The organism is Micromonospora sp. NPDC049903, assembly GCF_044460945.1.
Taxonomy (GTDB): Bacteria; Actinomycetota; Actinomycetes; order Mycobacteriales; family Micromonosporaceae; genus Micromonospora.
Window position 1 is genome coordinate 1,554 of sequence record NZ_JBITKL010000046.1, and the last position, 19,856, is coordinate 21,409.

A 19,856-nucleotide genomic window follows, 5' to 3' on the forward strand; every position below is an offset into this window, starting at 1 on the left:
GCCCCGACAAACCCAGCCGTTTTTATTTTTTAACTCCCCCCCCCCTTTTGCAATTTCCCCGGGGGGGGCCCCCCCCGCCCCCCCCGGCGGGGGGCGGGGGGGGGGGGGCGGCCCCCCCCCCGGCCGGTCGCCGGAAGCGCACCAATCGACGGTGGCGGCGCCAGTGAGGGAGTACCGTCCCCGGCGATGCACGGCTGCAGCCCGAGCACTCCAGCCCTAGCCGGTGGATTCGGTGTCTCCGCTGGTAGTGGGCCTGCCTGGCGCGGTATCGGTGTCGGCGTCGCCATCGTGAGCATCGATGTATTTGGTCGAAGGGTGGGTGGTGGTGATCAGGTGTGCCAGGAGACGGCGGACCTCGCCGAGGCTGAGGGGCGCGAGCTGTTCATGATCTTGTTCCGGGTCCCCCCTTTCGTTTGGGCGGCGGTGACCGTGAGGTAGGCGTGGGCCCACAGAACGATCATCCCAATGTTCCAACCACATCCACAGCGACTTGCACGTGACGCTCGACTTCGGGCGATGACCGAGTCGTTGCCGGTGGACCGGGCGGCGACGATGATTGGGCTGTCACCGTGACGCGGTGGGTTGCAGGTCAGGACTTGTCGAGGTTGAGGCGTCGGCGTTCGGCGGCCAGGAGCGCGCGGGCCGGTTGGTGCCAGGTGTCGTCGTCGAGTGGGGCGGGGACGGTGCCGTCGGCGAGTGCCTGCAGCGTGGGGATGTGTGCGGCGTACGGGCCGCCGAGTGCGGCCAGGTCCGCGCAGGCGCGCGCTATGTCGGCGCGGATCTTCGCCGTCCATGGGCCGGGTCGGCCCCAGGTGTCGCGGCGGCGGCCGCGGATGGGGCCTTCGCACAGGTGGTAGCCCAGCCACACCACAGGTGGGTGCACGCCGCTGGTCTCGGCGAGGAGGGCGACCTTGTCGTAGTCGCCGGCCTGGTCGCCGCGGAACGGACGGTGGCCGACCGGGCGGGGGTTGGTCAGCAGACGCCAGTAGCCGGGATACACCGCGGTGGAAGCGACCATTTCCTTCGCGGAGCGGAAGCCACCGGCGGTCAGCGCCTGCGGGAGTCGGTCGAGCAGGAGGTGGGCCAGTTCCCGGCGCACGGCGGGCACGCTCGGGTCGTCGACCCGCCAGTTGCGGTCCCGCCCGGCCGGTGGGGCTGATGGGGTGGCTTCGAGGTGCGGCAGTGCGGTGCCATCGGCGAGCATGCCGAGCAGCCGGGCGGCGAAGTCGCTGAGGAGGTTCTCGAATCCGCGGCTGCGGTCGTGGTAGTCGGGGATCGGTGTCCAGCGCCCACCGCCGCGATGCCCGACCCGGTGCGCGGATTCGTGGAGCAGCACCAGCAGCGTCTGGTGTCGGTCGGCGAGCACATCGCGGTGGATGGCCACGTGTCCGGTCAGCGGCCGGTAGAAACCGTCGGCGCAGGGAGACTCGTCACTCTGGTCGTACACCTTTACCTGATGCAGGGCGAACGGGCCGATCGCGGAGCGCACCAGCTGGCAGCACTCGTCGAGCAGGGCGCGTTCCGCGCCGGTCAGGGCTTTCTGGCTGACCCAGCTGGTCCGGTTGCGGTTACGGGCGTGGTGGCGTCTCTGGCGGGCACGGGCCGCCTCGACGCCGAGGAGATTCATGACGGCCATCTGTTCGTACCTGCCCAGGCCGGTGGTGGCCAGCTCGGTGTGGCCGGAGTCCTTGAGGTCCAGTGCCGCCTCCTCACCGCCCGGCACGCTGAAGTAGGTCTGCTCAGGCAGGTGGGTGCGGCCCCAGGCCCGCCACGCGGCGCGGGGGCGGGGCAGCCGGACCCCGTCGAAGAACTGTTCCTGTTCGCGTAGCTTCCCGCCGCCGAGCACATGCCGGGCGAACAGGCTGATGATCTGTGGGTCTTCGCTGTCGGCGAGGATGCGGCGCACGGCGGTGCGCAGTGCGGCGGCCTCCACAAGGGTGCGGTCGCGGTTCTGCAGCGCCTTGTGGTCCAGGGACAGGTCGTAGGAGGCGAGGAGACCCGGCATGCGGGTGACGAGCACCCCGCCGATCCACACCCGTCCCGGTTGGCCGTCGCGCACGCACACACCCGGTGCTGCGGGCGGCTGGTAGCCGGGCTCTGCCAGGGCCCGGAAGCGTCCGATGGCCTCCTGCGCCAACTGCTGGGGGCAGTCGACGGTGAAGGTGGTGCCGGCGGTGCGGGTGTTGGGGTGGAAGTGGTAGACGAGGACTTCGCTGCCCCGCGCGGAGCGCGACGGGATCAGACCGCCGAGGAGCTTGCGGCGTTCGACGGTGGGGACGAAGCCGTAACCGACGGTCTCGCACCGCACGCCGCCGATCTGCGGACTGCGGGCCAGCACGAGGCAGGCGAGTTTCTTGCCCTCGCCGAACTGGCCGATTTGCTCGGCGGACTTGGTCGAGACGCCCAGGATGAGGCCCTCCTCGGGGATACCCGGTCCCCCGTCGGCGATGGTCAGCGTCCCTGCGGACCAGCTGACCTGGGCGTTCGGGTCTTCGTCGAGCGCGTTCGCGATCAGCTCGGACAGCGCCCGTACGGGCGTCCACGACTGCACGTACTCCGGCGAGATGGGGTAGGCCAAGCTGTCGGTGTCCGCGGCGGCTCGGCCCACGGAATCCGGGCTGGTAACGGGATCTTGGGCGCTGGTGGCGCGATTCGTGTTGGACACGGAACTCCTCAGGAAACGGCGACACCGCGACCGATGCCGGTCGCGGTGTCGGAAGACGGGAATGAGGACCCGTACACGGGATGTCGGGTCGATGTGCAGGCCCGACGGCCCCGCCTCGCGGTGCGGGCGGGGCCGTCGGGTGGCCGGGGGTCAGTCGGGGCGGCGGGTACGGGCGACCCGCACCTCGAAGGTGTCGGCGCTGACGACCAGGTCCAGCCACCGAAAGCCGGCGGCGTGTGCGGCGCGCAGTTCCTCGATCAGTGGGGCGGGTTCCTCGGTGAGGTGCAGATGCTCGACGAAGTCGTCGCCACCGAGGTCACGGTCAGCGCGGTGGCCGTCGACGCGGGGGTTCCAGCCGTGGGCGTGGACGGTCAGGTTCGCCCCGGGCCGGTCGGGGTCCTGCAGTCGTGGCAGGCCGTTGGACATCAGGTACACGCCGTCGTCGTGAACCCACTCCAACGCCCCCGCGCAGGAGGTCTGGTCCTCGTGTTCGGTGAAGGAGGGGACGTGCTGGTGGGCGGCGACGGCGTGTTCGGCCAGTCGCAGCGTGGCGGTGAGGTCGAAGTAGAGATGCAGTGCCATCGGTGGACTCCTGTGCTGAAGGGTGGCGTCGGGCGGGTCAGGGTTGGTTGCCGAGGTGAGCGCCGAGCGGTGGCCCTTGCCGCACGGCGGTGACGGCGTCGGGAAGGCAGCGGCGTTGCCATCCGTGCAGGGCCGCAGGGAGGTCGGCGCCCACCGGTGGTGTTGGGTGAGGACAGCGGTGAGGGCGGCGGCCTGTTCGATGCCGTTGTTGGCGCCCCGGGCGGTGTGTGGCCGTACGGGGGCCAGGGCGTCGCCGAGCAGCACCGCCCATCCGGCGCCGAGGGGCCAGACCATGCGGGTGGGTGCGTCGATGTCCATCACCGGCACGGCCATCCGGGTGGTGGTGGCGTGCACAGTGGCCGCGTGCGGGGCGGGCAGGACCCGGGCGGCGCGGATGTCGACGTGTGCGCGGGCGGCGGCGCTGACGTGATGCGGCATCGCGAACATCCGACGCTGCGGCGGCGCCCCGAAGCGCCGGGTGTAGTCGGCGGGGCTGCAGTCGAGGTACAGGGTCCAGTCAAGTCCGTCGGGGACCGGTGCGACGTTGTACTGGCAGCCGGTGCCCGCCTCCAGGCGCAGGAAGTCCCGCATGGCCCCGGATTCGGTGGGGGTGTGGCCGCGGTGGGCGACGTAGCCGGCGTAGTGCAGTCGGCGTCGCGGGTCGAGCAGACGACGGCCGGTGGAGGATCGGCCGTCGGCGAACACCACCAGGTCCGCCAGGGCGCAGGAGTCGTCGCCGAATCGCAGTCGTGGCTGCCTGTGGTGCTGGTCGAGGTGGGTGAGGCGTCGGCCCGTCTGCAGGACGCCGTCGGGCAGGCGGCGGGTGAGCGCGTGGTGCAGCAGCGACCAGGTGGTGGAGCGCCCCGGATACCGCCGTCGGATGGTGTGGATGGGCTGGCGGGCGCGGACGGTGACCTCTATGACGGTCTCGGAGGTGTTGGCGATGAACTCGCTCTGGTCGATGCCGAGGCGGTCGAGGACGTCGAGTGCGGGGTGTTCCAGGCCGATAAGTCCGCCACCGCGCGGTGCCGCGGCGGGGGCGGCTTCGTAGACGGTGATGTGGTCGAAGCCGGCGTGTAGCAGGAGCAGGGCGGTGGTGGCGCCGGTGAGGGAGCCACCGACCACGGCGATGCGCGGCTGCGGCCCTCGCGGGTGGGACGCGTAGGTGGGGCGCGGCGCGTGGCCGGGTGGGATGTGCGGCTGTGCCATCCGGGTGTCCTTCCGATAGGCAGGGAAGCCCGGGCACGGCCGTACGGCCGTGCCCGGGGTGCGCTGGTGCGCGGGTGGCCGGGCATCGGCCGTGGTGGGTGCGGTGTAGATCAGGTCAGGTCAGTGCCCTGCCTCGCCGGACGCGGCGACGGCGGGACGGGCCTGGGTCGACGTGGCGGCCGCTGGCCGCTCGGGTGAGTGGCGGCAGCATGCGCGCCAGCGAGCGCAGCAGGTCGAGAACCTCGCTGGCGCCCGGGGCGGGAGCCGGGGCGGGTGCTGGGATCACGCCTGTTCGAGTGCGGTGACGGCGGCGTCGGCGATGGCGTCGACCGCGTGGACCGGGTCGTCGACCAGCAGCGTGGTGGTGTGGGTGAAGGTGTGCCCGGTCAGGGCGGCGGGTCGCAGCCACAGCACCGCGCATCCGGACTGGTGCAGGGTCGTGATGAGCCGTTGCGCGGAGTCGAGGTTGGGTAGGTCGCCGTCGGAGACGACGGCGAGCATCCGCACTCGGCCGGGTTGCCGCAGGTGCAGGAGTTGGTCGGCGAGTTTGACTGCGTCGAGGAACGCGGTGCTCCCGCCGCCGATCCCCATCTCCAAAACTTCGGTGGGGTGGCGGCGGGGCGGAACGAGCAGGGTGGCGCCGGTGCTGAAGCTGATCGTGGTGGTGGTGGCCTGGTTGGTGCGGGCGGCGTGGGCGAGGATCCACCCGGCGGAGGACAAGGGTGCGGCGTAGGCGTACATGGAGCCGGAGGTGTCGACGAGTACGCCCAGGTGCAGGTGTGGCTTGGGTGGCGGTGTCTGGGTGCGCCGTTGCCACGGTGTGGCGGTGGGCATGCTGCCGGCGGCGATCTGTGCCTTCGCGGTGATGGCATGGCGGGTGCGTAGCCGTCCGGGCGGTGTCGGGCTGGGGCGGGTGTCGGGTTCGGGGACGTGGGTGCGGGCTCGGCGGAGCCGGGCGGCAAGGTGGTGGGCGGCGGCCCGCTCGGTGTCGGTGGGTTCGCGGCGGGTCCAGGTGGTGGGGGCGCCGTGTCGGGACTGGATCTGCTGGTCGGCGTACTGGGCGGGGGTGAGGCCGAGGGCGTGGGCGAGGTAGTCGGCCACGGCGTGGGCGAGGTGCCCGGCGAACTGGCCGGGGTCGGGTCGTGGGGGTTGCGGACGCTGGCGGGGGTCGATACCGAGGATGCGGCACCACCGCCACGCCAGGTCGATCATCGTGGCGGCGTCGGTGTCGTCGACGGTGTGCGCTTGCCGCCACACGTCCCGCAGCTGCCGCAAAGTGGTGCGGCCCAGGACGGTGGTGATGGCGGCGCGGACGCCTTTGACGTCCTTGGCGGTGACGATGCGGGCGTCGACCCGGGCCAGGAGGAGGCCGGCGAGGTGAGCGGCGTGCCATGCGTCGTCCACCGGGGCGTCGTCCGGTTGCAGCAGGGTCGTGGCGGCGTGGCGAAGCCACTTTCGGTCACCGCGACGTCTGCTGCGGTGGCGGTTCTCGGCGCGGGACTCTTCGAGCACGGCGGCGACGTCGGCGACGATCGGCGGGGTGTTCGTGGGGGTGTCCCACAGGCTGTGGGTGGCGTGGGCGGCCTCGTGGACGAGTAGCCCGTAGGCGGTGGGCACGACCCGCTTGTGGCCCGCTTTGTACGGGTTGGTGATCTCGGGTGCGCCAATGTGGGTGGCGTCCACCTCGACGCGGCGCGCATCAGGCAGGAAGCGGGCCGGGGCTGCGCCGCCGGCGCCGGGGGCGACGGTGACGGTCAGGTCGTGGCGGCCGGTCAGGGTCGGTAGGTGACGGGTCCATGCGTCGCTCCACGGCCGCCAGTCCGGGTCGCCGGCCGTTGCGGGGTCTGTGGTGGTGCGGTGGGTTGAGGGATGCGGCATGACGGTGGGCCTCTCTGATGGGTTAGCGCTGTTTGCCGAGGGTCAGTGGGGCGATGTCGCCGCTGAATCGCTGACGCAGGGCGGCGAGGACGTGGTCGCGGTCCTCGGCGGGGGCGCGGCCGGCGAGGTTCGCCACCGCGGCGGCGGGCCCGAGGGTCTTGCTGACGCGGGTGAAGCCGAGCAGTTCGCGTAGCTGCGGCGCCCAGCTGATCCGTCCGGCGGCGAGGTCGCCGTTGAGAGCGACGGCGGTCTCGACAGCGGGTCGGGACACGCCGAGGTGACGGGCGAGGTCCCAGTCGGTGGTGACCTCGATGTGGACGTCGAAGCGGGAGGCGAGGGCTTCGGTGAGGATCGCGCCGTGCACGCCGGGGTTGTGTCCGGCGATGACGTAGAACCCGTCGACGGCCTCGACGCGTTCGTTGCGGTAGCCGGGAATGGTGATGACCCGTCGGCCGTCCATCGCCGGGTAGAGCACGGCGAGGACCTTGGGTGGGATGAGGGTGGCGTCGTCGACCAGCAGCGCCCTGCCCTGCCGCATCGCGGTGACCAGCGGTCCGTGGACGAATTCGAACCCGCCGTCGGGCAGCGGGATGAAGTTGCCGAGGAAGTCCTCCACGACGGTGTCGCCGGTGCCCGCGACGGTGAGCAGGTCGGCGTAGGCGGCCTCGATCAGGGCGGTCTTGCCGGTGCCGGGCGGGCCGTAGAGCAGCACCGGGATGCGTTTGTCCCGCAGCCGGCGTAGCACGTCCACGTCGGTGGCGCCGGCCAGCTTGCGGGGGAAGTACAACTCGCCGTTGGGGCGGGCGACCGGCTGCCGCCGGCCCGCTCCGCGTGGTCCGTGCCGGGCTGCGCGTGGGGCCGGTGGCGGTATCGCTCCGGCGGCGTCGATACCGGCCTGGGTGATCTGGAAGCGGTGCGGACCGATCAGGTGCGTGGCGTGTCCGGCGGCGGCCATCTTCTTCAGTGCCTCGAACACGGCGCCGGAGGACGGTGCGCCGATCGCCCGGGTGATCTCGCCGACCTTGAGGATGTCGTCGGGGTGACCGGCGAGGTGCAGGGCGACCGCGCGGTAGAGGTAGCCGGACCGGCCGGAGGCGGCATCGGGGGTCGGCGTGGCGCCGACGCCCGCCGGGACGTCGGGTGAAGCGGCGGCCGGTACTGGCGGGGGTGATGTGGTCATGGTTGCCTCGATTCGCAGGTCGGGCCCGCGCACCCGTCTCCGGGTGCGCGGGCGGTGGGTGCCGCACAGCGGAGACGGGTGGGGCCAACCCCTGGCGGCCCTGTTCGGGCCGGACAGGTGGGCGACCACACCCCAGTGGTGGTGCTGGTGGTGTTGGAGGGTTACGGCGACGCGCAGGTTCGCCGCTGGCCCGTGCTGGTCGGGAGCGGCGTTACGCGGGCAATGTCAGCGCCGACAATGCGACACCTTGAATCGATTGATCAAGTCGGATGGGTGTCGGGTGTGGAACGGGGAATCGTGGTCACCGTGACGGCCGAGCGAGGATGTCGTTTCCGGCGATGTGCTCCTGTCGCTGCCAGTCGGCGCACCCCGTTGGCAGCCTTGTGGGTCACGCTGTCCTGCGTCAGCCATCCGAGCGAGGGTTCGGCTGGTCCGGGAGGTCGCCGACGATCCGAGCGCAGTCGTACGGGTCGACGGCCTCCCAGCACCAGCTGTAACCCATCACCACGTACCGGCCGTCGGCGTCGGGGGTGATGCGGTCGATGGCGTCCGGGTCGTCGAACATGGCGCGTTGGTCGGCGACGATGACGTCGCCGTCGAAGGACAGGTCGGCCAGCGTCGCGTCGACTCGCCCGTCCAGTTCGTCGGCCGGTACGCCCTCGGCGCGCAGGTGCCGGCGGTGCTGGTCGCGGTGACGGTGTTGGTCGTCGACGATCGCCTCGGCCACCGTGCGGGTGCAGGAGAACACCGCCCACCCGTTCCAGTGGTCGATGAGGGTGCCGACGAACCCGACCGTGATGCGGTCGCCGCCGTCAGGGCTGGTGGTGTGCGCCCAGTCGCCGGAGAACACGCCGACGTCACCGACACGGATCTGGTCGGGGTGGAGGTGGGACACGTCGCGGCCGGTGGGGCTGGCCGCGAGGCGACACAGGTCGGCGGCCCGGTCGGCGCCGGCGGTGTCGAAGGCGTCGCGGTAGACGGTCATCGCCTCGTCGCGCTGTGGGATGCGCAGCCCGAACCAGCCGGCGACGTCGCCGGTGGCGTCGGCGAACAGCTCCCATCCGCTGGTGTCGACCGAGTCGTCGAACGTGAAGTGGGGTAGGGCGTCGAGGACTGCCGGGTCGCCGTCGGCGATGCCGGCCAGGATCCGGCGGGCGGCGCGGCGGCGGTCGCTGCCGGCCTGGGCGCCGATGGTGTGCTGCGCCCACCGTTCGGCGGCGGTCTGTCCGGCCTCGGTGCCGGCGGCGCGCATCCGTTGCAGCGTGGCGGCCCATGCGGTGGCAACCCCGACGGGGCCGCCGGTCGGCGGTGCGGTGGTGGTGAGCGGGGCGATGCGGTCGCCGTCGTCGAGGCACATCGACAGCGTGGAGCCGCTGTCCCAGTTGACCTCGACGATGTCGTGCCGCTGGTCGTGGCGGCGGACGGTGCCGGTGTCGCCGGGCCGCAGCAGGGTGTGCGGGTCGCTGGTGTGGACCAGGGCGACGCGCTGGCCGGGCTGGTAGATCACGGTGCTCTCCGATCGCAGGGATGGCCAGGCTGCCGTCGTTGAGGCGAGACGGCGCCTGAGGTGTGGAAGGTCATCGGGTGTTGTCCGGTGTGGGATGGTGCGGCGGCCAGGGCTTGCGGGTGACGTGGTCGCCGAACATCGGGTCGGTGGCGACCGAGGAGCCGCAGCGGGTGCAGCAGGTGACGGTGTCGTGGCCGTAGCCGGCCATGGACGGCACTGCAATGTGCTCGATCTCGTCGACGGCGCCGCAGGCGGTGCACACCGTCATCTCCGCGCCGCCGTCGTCGAGGGCGGGTGCGGTGACGAACAGGTCCTCGGCCGGGTCGAGGTGATAAGCGCTGTGCCGCAGCCACCGGCTGTGGATCGTCGCCTCGTACACCACGAGTCGCCGCTGGTCGAGGTGCAGCAGGTACATCCATTCGAGGGCCCCGGCGACCGGTTCCCGTAGGGAGCCCTTGCGGGGGTCGGTGTCGGTGTCGGCCGGGTGGCCCAGTCCCGGTACGGGCGGCTGCCGGTCCCAGCGGCGGGGCTTGGGTGTGGCGGTGAGGGTCCACCAGTGGTGGGCCAGCAGCGCGGTGGCCATGGCGTCGGTGTCGCGGCCGAACGTGTCGGTCCAGATCCGGCGCAGCAGCGGTATCAATTTCTCGGGTTCCTCGCCGAACTGCAGGTGGCGGGCGGTATAGCTACCGCGGAACGCGGCGACGCCGATCAGGGTGGGTGTGCTCACGTGCTGTTTCCTCTCAGGAAGGCTTGTTGGTGGATGGGGTTGCGGAGGTCGTCCCGTGGCGAGGGCCAGCCGTCAGGTGGTGTGATCGCGCAGCCGCCTCGGGCCTCTGTGGTCGGCTGGACGGCGGCCCGTGGGGGCTGCGGTGACCGGTGCCGTGACGGAGAACGGCTCCTACGTGGCCGTCGCCGCGACCCGGACCGTGTCCTGCCACGGGGTGGTGCCGGCTGGTGCGCCCAGGTCTGGTGGTTCGCGCGGGAGGGTGCCGCAGGGTGGTGGCCTGTCAGGCGTGTGCGGGTGTCGACCTGGGTCATCTGATGAGGGGGGCGACGCGGTGCCACGTGTCGTGACGCCATATCTGCCAGCCGCTGCAGCATGGGCTGGTGGTGGCCGTCGCCAGGTAGATCGCGAGGCCGGCCCGCCCGGTGGGCTGGTCGAGTCGGTCGAGGTCGTCGGTTTCGACGGTGACGATGTCACCGCAGTAGTCGCCGTCGATGTCGACTGTCCTGGCCATGGTGGAGTTCGGTGTGAGGGTCGCGATGCGGGTGTCGAGGTCGTATTCCGCGACCAGGCGGTCCAGGACCGTCTCCTCGTCGGTGGGTTGGCGCCGGTATCGGCAGTCGCGGACGAACTCGTGCATGTCGCGTTCGGTGAACCGGGTCGGGTCGTGGCATCGCAGCCGGGTGGCCGCGCCGTCGCCTTCGTTGCGGATCTCCCCTACGGGGGTGCCGTCGAGGCAGAGCGTGGCGGTGAACGCGACGTAGTGGTCGCCGTCGCGCTCGTCGAGGCTGGTGACGGTGAGTCGGTCGTGGGGCAGGTGCAGGGGGCTGTGCCGCAGCGGATGGCCTGGGGGCGTCTGCCTGGTGGGTGGTGTGTGGGCGGGGTGGTCGTTCGAGGCGGTCGTGGCGGGGTGTGTCGCACGGTGCGGGTCGGGATCCTGTTGGGGCATGGCCTTCCTCCGAGGGGTCTGCGGGTGGTCGGGGCGGGTCGGTGACGGCGGGCTGTGAGGCGCTGCGCGACGGGTGGGATGTGGGTGTGGATGACCGCGCGGCCGATGGGCGGGCCGCGCGGTCATCGGTGTCGGTGGACGGGTGTCAGCGGGCGAGGACGGCGACCTTCTCGCCGTGTAGCAGTGGGGCGTCTTCCGGGCCTTTGAGGTGGGCGTGGATCCAGATCCGGTAGGCCTGCCCGTGTCTGTCGAGCAGGCGACGCCAGTGGCCTCGGACGACGAACCGGACCCGGTAGTGCCATCTGGCGGGTCCGGTGGCGGGTTCGGTGAGGGCGGAGGTGCGGCGCAGCATCACCACGCGGGTGTCGTGGGTGATCGAGGCGCGTGCGGCGCGGCGTCGGGTGGGGCGGTCCAGGGGTGCCGGGGTGGCGACGGCGATGGGTTGGGCTTGGATGCGCCAGAACGCGTAGGCGATCGCCGCGAACACGCGGGTGCGGGCGGTGGCGTCGGTGATGAGGTAGCGGCCGTCGGGTGCGGTCTCCCAGTCGCGGTCGGGTTCGTCGATGTCCGGTTGATCGGTGGTGGGCACGGGCGTGGCGATGGGGAGCAGGTTGACGTCGGTGAGGACGTAGGGGCCGAGTCGGGACAGCAGGGTCGGGTCCTGTCGCGCGTAGTCCTGGATGCGGGCGGCGTGGGGGTCGTCGGGGTCGTCGCGGTCGGCCCAGCCGCAGATCAGCCATGACCTGCCGGTGGGTGAGGAGATGGTGTTCCAGGTGATCGCGGCGATTCCGCTGACCTGGCCGGACAGGGCGCGGTGATAGATCGGTTCGGGCAGGAAGAGAACGCCGCGGTCGGTGGGGGCGGCGTCGGCGGTGAGCAGGTCGCCGGTGAGGTCGAGTGCGGCCGCGGCGGCGGCGACGATGGCGGTCATGGCGGGGGCGAGGACGTAGGCCTCGCCGTGAGCCCACGCGTTGCTGGCGGTGCGGTCGAGGACGTCGACGAGTCTGTGGTGCGGGTCGGTGTCGTCGGCGCCGTCGACGGGCGGGATGCCCGTCCAGTGGGTCTCGACGAACGCGCGGTGATACTCGCGTCCGGCGATGCTGGCGCAGTACTCGTGCATGCGGGTCTTGATCGTGACGGCGGCTCGCGCGTAGCCGGCGAGCGTGTTCTCGGTACGGAAGGTCATGGGTCCTCCTTTAGCGGGGCCGGTGAAGCGGTCGGATGGGGGTCTAGGCGGCGTGGGCGGCGGTGATGGCCGCGCCGGGGATCCGGCCTGGGAGTCGCTGCGGGATCCGCGATCGCAGGTGCGTGGCGGTGGCGGTGAACCAGCCGACGAACCGCTCGGGGACGCGGGTGACGCGATGCGGTGGTGGTGCGGGCGTGGTGCGGGCGGCCCGCATCGCACGGTGGGCGCGTCGGGCCGGGACGCAGGGTCCGGCGTGGTCGGCGCATTGCAGGTTGACGCAGCGGTCGTCGGGTCCGGTCGGGTGGGCGGTGAGGACGTCAAGGGCCAGTCGCCACAGCAGCGGGTCGGTGACGTCGCGTGGGAGGAGGGCCTGTCGTGAGGGTCGGTTGCGGTCCGGCATGGCGGGATGGCCTTTCGTTCGGGTTTCGGGCAGGGGTCACCGTCCGGACCGGGGCGGGGTGTTGTGCCTGATAGCCGGCTCGACCGATGACCACATTGATCGACGCTCACCTGTCGGTGAAGGTCAAGTCGTCGCGGCGGGGGCGGTGTGGCAGCGCGGCCCGATCAGGCTTCGAGGCGGGGGCCTCGGGGGCTGCCGAGGGCGGTGGTTGTTCGTCGCGGCTGGCGGTCAGGCGGTTGTCGGCGCGCGGGGGTCAAGGCGGGTGGTGTCGACGAGGGTGGCCAGCGCGGTGTGGATCGCCTGGTCGGTGTCGTGTTCGTCGATGTCGACCGTGATGTGGGGTGCGGTGTGCCATCGGGTGACTTGGTAGCGGCGGTGATCGCTGTCGACGGCGTCGATGCGGCGGATCTCGTGGAGCCTGTGGGGTTCGATGAGCACGTCCTCGTAGTCGAGTGCCCAGGCCAGCAGGCGCAGACCGGGGGTGGGGTCGGTGAGGAGGGTGGTGATCAGGTGCAGGTCGACGCAGGCGGCCAGGGTGGGCCGGGCGGGTGGGCGGTCGGCGGGCAGCGCGTCGGTGAGGTCGGTGAGGAAGTCGGTGAGGCCGGCGCGGTATCGGCCGATGCGGGCCGGGTTGAGCGGGAGGTGGACGGTGCGCATCTGGCGTCTGCCGCACCGGGGTTCCGCCGGGGCGGGGCGATCGTGGACGAGGAGCAGGCGAGGTGGGCGTCCCCAGCCGAGGCGATCGACGCGGGCGTCGACCGCCAGGAGGCTTTCGGTGAGGGTGTGGACGGCGTTGAAGGACAGCACTGCGGTCTCCTGTCGGGGTGGGCACAGCGGACGGACCCCGCAGCCGGGGTGGCTGCGGGGTCGTCCGGTGGGGGTGGGACTTCGGGCCGGGGGTGGGGTCAGTGGCGCTGGCGGTCGCGGCTGCGGACCGTCGGTGTGCGGTGGGGCAGGTACTCGCGGACCCGGGTGCCGGCGGCCTTGGCCTCGTACATGGCGCTGTCGGCCTCGGTCAGCAGTCGCCGGATGCTGGTGTCGGGGTGACGGTGGTGGGTGTAGCCGACCGAGGCGGTCACGGGCAGGGTGGCGTTGACGACGCGGATCGGCGCGGCGGCGATCACCTGCCACGCGGCGTGGGCGGCGGCTTCGGTGTCGTCGCGGTCGCCGTGCACGAGCAGGGCGAACTCGTCGCCGGAGAGCCGCGCCACGGCACGCACCGGTGCGGGGAGGCCGGCGAGGCGGCGGCCGATCTGGTGCAGGAGGTCGTTGCCGACTTCGTGGCCGAGGGTGTCGTTGACGGTCTTGAACCGGTTGAGGTCCAGCAGCACCACGCCGACCGCGGTGTCGTCGTCGAGGGCGGCGCGGAGCCGGTCGAGGAACATCCTTCGGTTGGGCAGTCCGGTGACCTCGTCGTGGGTGGCGTCGTAGCGGGCTGCCCGCAACGCCTGCCGTTGGCGCCACAACGCGGTTGCGGCGAGGGCGAGGCCGGCGAGGATCCCGCCGACGCCGGCGAGCATCTGTTGCACGGTTTGCGACACTGATGGGGCTCCTTTGCACGAAGGAGCACCGGGGGTGGGCGGCCAGCGCTCAAACTTGACGCCCGCCCCCGGGCTGCTCACGGATTGGGTGCCGGCTACTGGCCGGCGGGGGCGAGTTGAAAGGTGGCGGGCCGCTCGACGGTCCGCACGGCCTTGCCCTGGTTGACCAACTTGTCGGCGGCGTTGACGACCGCACCTGCCGATGCCTTCTTGGCGTCGGTGCCGGCGTTCGCGGCGTCGATGAGCTTGCACAGCTCGCTGACCTTGTATGCCCGGTCGGGGTGGGCTTCGAGGACGTCGAGCACCGCCCCGGCCAGAGACCCCTTGCTGCGTCGACTCTTCGCATCCGTGACCGGCTCATCGGCGGCAGGTGCATCCCGCTCGGGCTCGTCGGCGGTGGGCTCGTCGCGTGCGGGCTGGTCGGCGGACGGCGGGTCCGTCTGGTCGTCGGCGGCGGCCATAGCGTGCCCGTGGACGTCGGCGGTGTCGGAGGAGTCTTCCTCGGCCGCCGACGTGATGGAGGCGTCCGCCGCGCCACCGGCTGTCGGCGTCTGCGAGGCGACGGTGGGTGGCCCGTCGGCGTTCTCCTCCTGCGGGGGATTCGTCGGCTGTTCAGAGGTCGGGGCGGAGGGGGCGGGCTGGGGTGGTGGGTTCTGGTGCGCGCCGACGGTGGCGACGCCGTCGGCGGTGAGGCGCCATACCGCTACCTTGCTGTCGGTGTGGACGCGCTCGGCCTTTCCGGTCGACTCCCACGCCCGCAGCTTCGCGGTGGCGGTGGAGTAGCCGAGGCAGGCGGTGTCGGCCACGGCGGCGGCGGTGGCCTCACCGAGGTCGGCGAGGGCGGCGAGGACCTTGAACATCGCGTGAGCCGGTACCGGCTCCGTCGCATCGGTCATGAGGTGGGTCCCTTCTGTGGTCGAGGTGGCACTGATCCACGCTTCGTTCTCGGCGTCGATCAAGTGCGATGCCCGGATGTCGGGATGGCACCCGGGGGGCGGTCCGGTGCAGGCCGTCAGGCCAGGTGTGGGCCTGCGGTGTCGCGTCACCGCTGAGGTCGGCGGCGGGTGGTGGTGCGCTCGCGGAGGCGGCCGGACAGCGCGGTGGTCTCCAGGCGAAGCCGGTCGCGCACGGGCATCCGGGTGGCCCGGCCGGGGGTGGCGGGCGCGGGCAGCCAGAGCCACCGGTAGGCGCCAATGCTGTAGTAACCGTCGCGGTCGGGGTGGCAGCGGTCGTCAACGGTCAGGTCGACGGCGTCGCCGAGGTCGGTCTCTTCCAGCAGCACCAGGGTGGTGCCGTCGAAACGCGGCAGCGGGTACTCCCCCGGCATCGTGGCGGCCCGCCACGGCCCGGACAGGTGATCGACGATGCGCCGTGCGGTGCGCGGGTCGAAGCGGCAGATGAGGTGGTCGTCGTCGCCGGTGTCGTAGCCGTCGGCGACCAGTGCGGGATAGTCGAGATGGTCGACCTGCGGCGAGGTGACCATGCCCGGTCGCCAACGCGTTCCCGACGGGGTGATCTCGCCACGGTGTTCGGCGAACTCCACCTGTGCGAGACCGATCGTGGCGTGCGGTGCCACGTCGGTGTCGACCGCCATCCAGGAGTGTCCGAGGTCGGCTCCGGCGCGCAGCACGTCGATCAGTCGGCGCCCCTGCGGGTCGGGGTGTCGCAGGGGCAGGAAGAAGTGCTCGTCCGGTGCGGTGGGTTCGTCGACGCGTCGCCACGACGCGCCGTCGGCGACCTGCTCGACGCCGTAGGAGGTGAACCAGACGGGAACGCCGTTGGATCGTATGTCGCCGCTGCTGCCTCGACGGCGCAGCGCCAGTGCGGGGGTGTTGTGTTCACCGGCCGTGAGCTGAGCGCGGGTGAGGCGGTGGGTCGGGCAGGCGAGGGCGTGCTCCGCCAGGGGCAGGACGTCCTCGACGCGGAACCACAGTCGTGGGGACATGGTGGATCAGACCTCCTCGGATGAAGGGGGAAATGGTGGGAAGAGGAACAGAGCGGCCTGTCTCAGGCCGTGGTGTAGTGGGGCATCCCCTGGCCCGGGGCGCTCGGCCGTGAACGGATCCATGGCCGGGCAGGCGGATGCGACCGCGCCAGGGCGGCAGGGCGTGGTGGTGGCGGGAAGGTCCCGGTCAAGTGGCGGGCCCGGCATCTGCGGGTCGACGAGCCCCGCTCGGCTGCGGAGATGAGCGGGCTGTGGTCGAGCGGGAAGTGCACCTCGTCGAGGGCTTCCGAGAGCATCGGACGGCGCCCCTGGGGTCTCTGGGGTTTCGAGGTCAGGGGTGCCGTCCGGGCGGCGTGTGGTTCAGCGCGGGGCTCGGCGTGCACGCAGGCGGCCGACGCCGACGGTGAGCGTGTTCGGGTCGACCATGATCAGGTTCGCGCCGTCGGTGACTCCTTGCGTGATGAGGTCCATCAGCTGAGGTCCGTCGCTGTCGAGCAGCGGCAGGTCCTGCGGATCGGTGATCTCGGGCAGTCGGACCGCGGGAACGGTCAGGTGGTGCAGCGCCCTGGCCAGGGCGGGTGCCGGATGGTGCGCGCGGTCGAGGCCGTTACCGGCGAGCCAGACGAATCCGCCGTGGCGGAACAGTTGCAGCGCCGGCTCGGCGTCGCGGCGACCACTCGTACCCGTGCCTCGGGTGGGCTGGTTGCGGTCGGCGAGGACGGCATGGTGGGCGTGGGCGGCGACGGCGGTCAGGTCGAAGTACAGGAAGCGGGACATGATGCTCCTTCCAGCGGCGGTGCGGGACATGGGGGGAGGCCCGGACGGGGCGGCACACGTGCCTGTGCGAGGCGCAGATGTGCCGGCCCGTCCGGTCCGGTCGTGGTTTGGGTTGAGTTCGGGCGGGTGGCTCGCCGGCGCTCCGCTTGGCCGGAGGGTTGGGTGAGCCACCGCGTCGAGTGCGGTTACGGCGTGCGCAGGTCGATGGCGAACAGCTGCTGCGTGCCGTGGAGGGACTGCAGGTGGTGGTGGGCCTGCTGCAGGTAGGTGATCCGGTCGGCGAAGAACGCGCTGGCCGGGTGCAGCCGGTGGCCGTCCTCGGTGAGCAGGGCGTCGGTGCATGACGCCCACAGGGCGTGGTAGTTGGCGTAGGCGCTGGCACCGGCCTGGAAGATCTCCAGGTCCGCCACCTCCAGGCCCGGGCCGTACGCGGTGGCGTTGTGCATGCGCATGGCCTGCACCCGCGGCTGCCGGTGGAACTCGGCGGTCGCGAGGTCCATCGGGTAGTCCGACGGGTCGGTCAGATGCCGTTGCAGGAACACCGCCCACGCAGTGGCCGGCCGGGTGCCGGCGACGACGTGGGACCACTGTTGGTGGCGTAGGACCGCGCCCATGTGCGCGGCGTGTCCCATGCCGGTGAGGTCGAGCAGACGCACCGGGCCGCCGGCGCAGCACTGCGGGCCCGTCGCGGCCTTCTGCCAGTCGATGAGATGGCGGCGCTGCCACGGCCGCAGAGTCGGGGTGGCCCAGAACCTGCGGCAGCTGGTGCCGCCCACGCCGAGGTGACGGTCCAGGTTGCGGGTGCTGGCGTGCAGGACCGCGGTGAGGTCGTCGGATACGCAGACGATCATCTGGCGGATGACCGCCTGCGGAACCACCACGGGACGCGGACCGGTCTTCTTTGGACGCTCGGCGGGCGGTGGCGTGAGGCGCTGCACGCGGCTGCCGTGACGGGTCAGCGCGGTGCCGTTGGTGTGGGACATGGAACCTCCAGATAGGGGTTGTGGGCATGACGGCGGCCCGGCCCACCGGGTGGATGGGTCGGGTGATCGACAGGACCGAGCTGCGCGAGAGCGCGGGGTGACCGTGTCCACCGGGTACGTGGTCAGGTCGGTGATGCCAGCGCGCACTGCGCACCTTGGAGCGGATGGTTGATGCGACCTAGGGTCGCCGCGCGGTGTGCTGCCGACCGGCGTGAGCGGGTGGGCGGAACGCACCGGAGAGTGCGACGAGGATCCCAAAGGTGGGACCGAACCGGGATGGAGCGATATGTGGGTTGTGGTCGTGCCGAAACGGTAGCCCTGGGCACTCACAGCGGCGACGTACTGTCGTAGCCGCCCGGCAGGTGGGTTGACCAGCGCTGTGAGAGATCATCAGCGACTGCGGGCGGGTGTCTGGTGAGTGGCGGTGAGTCGCTGTAAGTGGCGGACCGTCCACAGATCCGCCTACGGCCGGCCCATTCCGCAGTCGCGTGAATGACCGCGGGACGGCGATTGACCTGCGGTGTAAGCGGTTGTGGGCAAGCCGGTGGGTGTGACCTCTAGCGAAAGTTGGTACCAGGACGGGACTTCAGCCTGCCAAGGCTGAGGCAGTGCCGGCGTTAGGTGGCAACGAGTGCCAGGACTTCTTGGCGGTGGTGTGTTCCTCGGATCCGGGACCGGGCCCCACGCAGGGGCTGCGCAACCGGCCGGACACGTTACGCCGACGCGCTCGCTCGAATGATCGACAACGCACATCCTGATTACGTCAGGCGGGACCGACCCAGCCGCCGGTCCCGCCACGGCACTCCCGCTAGAAACTAAGGTTCTCAAGAAGCCACGGGACGACCGCACGCGCGGTGCCGAAAACAGCGCCGGCAACCGCTGCCCGGAGAATGCTGATTCGCGGGGCAGGAGGGCGATGCCGACTGACAGACGCGCGTCCTTGAGTTCGGCAGTTACACGAATAGGGCAGCTCATTGGTGGGCATGCAACCAGCAGGCCCGTCCGATCAGGTGTCCAGCAAGATCAATAAGTGCGCCTCGGACACCTCGACCGTCTGGCGGATCACGGCCCCGGCTTCACCTCTCCCGTGGCGCCAGCCCGCACATTCCGGGCCGCCAACCGTCCGCATGTCCGACCGGACGTCTCGTCACGTGCCGGACACCCCCTGACGCGCCAATACTTGTCACGTCCAGTCTTGCGAAGGAGGAACATGTCCGACGACAGCATGGCGCCCGAGCTTAAGACGGTCCAGACGACCGAGCAGCTTGCTGCATGCATCCGCAATCTACTCAAACAGAACGACAGCCTCTCCCTACGAGAACTGGAGTCATGGGGCATCGCCCACAACCGACCGATGCCCCGAGCTTCCGTCGGGGAGGCCCGGTCTGGAGTTCGGCCGCCTAGCAAGCCGCTCCTGCTCAACCTTCTCGCCGCGACTGATATTCAAGGCGATCTTGAGGTGCAGGCATGGCTCGATGCACTCGACCGGGTCCAGGCTTCGAAGGCGAGCCCTCCTCGTCAGCGGCGCTTCGGAGACCTACAGTCCGTCCCCGCCAACCGGTTCTTCGTCGAGCAAGACGATCTCATCGAAATTTCTCACTTGATCCAGCGAGCCCAGGACGAGGTTTGGTTGTGGGGAACAACGTTATCGATGCATATACCTTATCTCGACACCTACCTCGAACAAGCGCTGTCTCGCGACGTCCGAGTCAAGGTGCTGTTGATAAAACCTGGTAGTGCGGCAATGAGCATGTCGGCCTTCCGAGCTGGACCTGATGGAATGGTGCACGGCCTGGAGGAGCGACTGGCCATCAACCTCGGACTGCTTGACCGGTTGCTGGAGCGCAGGACTGGCATGGAGGTACGTCTGGTCGACTACTTGGCCCCATATACGCTCTACGCCTACGATCCCGGCTTGGAGAGCGGCTCGATGGATCTCCGGCTTGGTTCGTTCCACGGCCAGCACGAACTGCGGCCAACCTTCAGGCTGGTCCGCAAGCGAGACGGTGAGTGGTTCGACTATTTCTACGAGCAGTTCACCAGTGTATGGAATTCCGCAGACGAGCACCGGAGGATGTCTCAACCTTCAAAGGACGACACCCCGTAGCGTCGCTGCGGCAGGCCTCTTAGCCCCGGATCTGCGACCTTCGGCATCATCGAGCGATGGGAAGCGACATCGATCACTGGCAGGCACACAGAGGCTGTTAGGTGTCGTCGGGGTCAATGTAGCGATGAGGGTTAGTGGCAATGCCGCTCAGTTAGGGCGGTGTGGTGGATGTCAAGCGGGGTGTAGACGTGGACGGCGGGGTCTCGGTATAGAGGTTTGTCAC

Annotated in this window: 16 protein-coding genes and 1 pseudogene; 1 reads left to right on the plus strand and 16 read right to left on the minus strand. The window is 70.8% G+C overall.

Annotated elements, in window-relative coordinates:
* Positions 1 to 589: 589 nt before the first annotated feature.
* From ACIBO1_RS31510 to ACIBO1_RS31585, 16 genes and pseudogenes are all read right to left on the minus strand, one after another.
* Positions 590 to 2,578, minus strand: a complete 1,989-nt coding sequence (locus tag ACIBO1_RS31510; protein ID WP_396752851.1) for a hypothetical protein — start codon at positions 2,576 to 2,578, stop codon at positions 590 to 592.
* 237 nt (positions 2,579 to 2,815) lie between these two features.
* Positions 2,816 to 3,247, minus strand: a complete 432-nt coding sequence (locus ACIBO1_RS31515) for a DUF3085 domain-containing protein (RefSeq protein WP_396752853.1) — start codon at positions 3,245 to 3,247, stop codon at positions 2,816 to 2,818.
* A gap of 37 nt (positions 3,248 to 3,284) precedes the next feature.
* Positions 3,285 to 4,456, minus strand: a pseudogene (locus ACIBO1_RS31520) (FAD-dependent monooxygenase).
* A 282-nt stretch (positions 4,457 to 4,738) separates the two neighbouring features.
* Positions 4,739 to 6,334: a VWA domain-containing protein gene (locus ACIBO1_RS31525; protein WP_396752855.1), complete on the minus strand. Its 1,596-nt coding sequence runs from the start codon at positions 6,332 to 6,334 to the stop codon at positions 4,739 to 4,741.
* Positions 6,335 to 6,356: 22 nt separating this feature from the next.
* Positions 6,357 to 7,514, minus strand: a complete 1,158-nt coding sequence (locus ACIBO1_RS31530) for an AAA family ATPase (protein WP_396752857.1) — start codon at positions 7,512 to 7,514, stop codon at positions 6,357 to 6,359.
* A 403-nt stretch (positions 7,515 to 7,917) separates the two neighbouring features.
* A complete protein-coding gene (locus ACIBO1_RS31535; RefSeq protein WP_396752859.1) occupies positions 7,918 to 9,021 on the minus strand; it encodes a DUF4314 domain-containing protein in 1,104 nt (367 codons plus the stop codon).
* Between the two features lie 70 nt (positions 9,022 to 9,091).
* On the minus strand, positions 9,092 to 9,748 hold the full coding sequence (locus ACIBO1_RS31540) for a hypothetical protein (protein ID WP_396752861.1): 657 nt from the start codon (positions 9,746 to 9,748) through the stop codon (positions 9,092 to 9,094).
* Positions 9,749 to 10,055: 307 nt separating this feature from the next.
* Positions 10,056 to 10,694 (minus strand): hypothetical protein, encoded by a 639-nt coding sequence (locus ACIBO1_RS31545; protein ID WP_396752863.1) that lies wholly within the window; start codon positions 10,692 to 10,694, stop codon positions 10,056 to 10,058.
* 145 nt (positions 10,695 to 10,839) lie between these two features.
* Complete coding sequence (locus ACIBO1_RS31550) at positions 10,840 to 11,880, minus strand: hypothetical protein (protein WP_396752865.1); 1,041 nt, start codon at positions 11,878 to 11,880, stop codon at positions 10,840 to 10,842.
* A 43-nt stretch (positions 11,881 to 11,923) separates the two neighbouring features.
* A complete protein-coding gene (locus ACIBO1_RS31555) occupies positions 11,924 to 12,280 on the minus strand; it encodes a hypothetical protein (RefSeq protein WP_396752867.1) in 357 nt (118 codons plus the stop codon).
* Between the two features lie 228 nt (positions 12,281 to 12,508).
* Positions 12,509 to 12,937 carry a hypothetical protein gene (locus tag ACIBO1_RS31560; protein ID WP_396752869.1) on the minus strand — a complete coding sequence of 143 codons (429 nt, stop codon included), beginning with the start codon at positions 12,935 to 12,937 and terminating at the stop codon, positions 12,509 to 12,511.
* 248 nt (positions 12,938 to 13,185) lie between these two features.
* Complete coding sequence (locus ACIBO1_RS31565; RefSeq protein ID WP_396752871.1) at positions 13,186 to 13,821, minus strand: diguanylate cyclase domain-containing protein; 636 nt, start codon at positions 13,819 to 13,821, stop codon at positions 13,186 to 13,188.
* 95 nt (positions 13,822 to 13,916) lie between these two features.
* Positions 13,917 to 14,717, minus strand: a complete 801-nt coding sequence (locus ACIBO1_RS31570; RefSeq protein ID WP_396752873.1) for a MarR family transcriptional regulator — start codon at positions 14,715 to 14,717, stop codon at positions 13,917 to 13,919.
* Positions 14,718 to 14,863: 146 nt separating this feature from the next.
* A complete protein-coding gene (locus ACIBO1_RS31575; protein WP_396752875.1) occupies positions 14,864 to 15,766 on the minus strand; it encodes a hypothetical protein in 903 nt (300 codons plus the stop codon).
* A 360-nt stretch (positions 15,767 to 16,126) separates the two neighbouring features.
* A complete protein-coding gene (locus ACIBO1_RS31580; RefSeq protein ID WP_396752877.1) occupies positions 16,127 to 16,543 on the minus strand; it encodes a hypothetical protein in 417 nt (138 codons plus the stop codon).
* Between the two features lie 185 nt (positions 16,544 to 16,728).
* Entirely contained in the window at positions 16,729 to 17,526 is a 798-nt protein-coding gene (locus ACIBO1_RS31585) for a hypothetical protein (protein ID WP_396752879.1), read from the minus strand.
* Between the two features lie 1,210 nt (positions 17,527 to 18,736).
* Between ACIBO1_RS31585 and ACIBO1_RS31590 the strand changes: the two genes are divergently transcribed.
* Positions 18,737 to 19,633, plus strand: a complete 897-nt coding sequence (locus ACIBO1_RS31590) for a hypothetical protein (protein WP_396752881.1) — start codon at positions 18,737 to 18,739, stop codon at positions 19,631 to 19,633.
* The last annotated feature ends 223 nt before the right edge of the window (positions 19,634 to 19,856 follow it).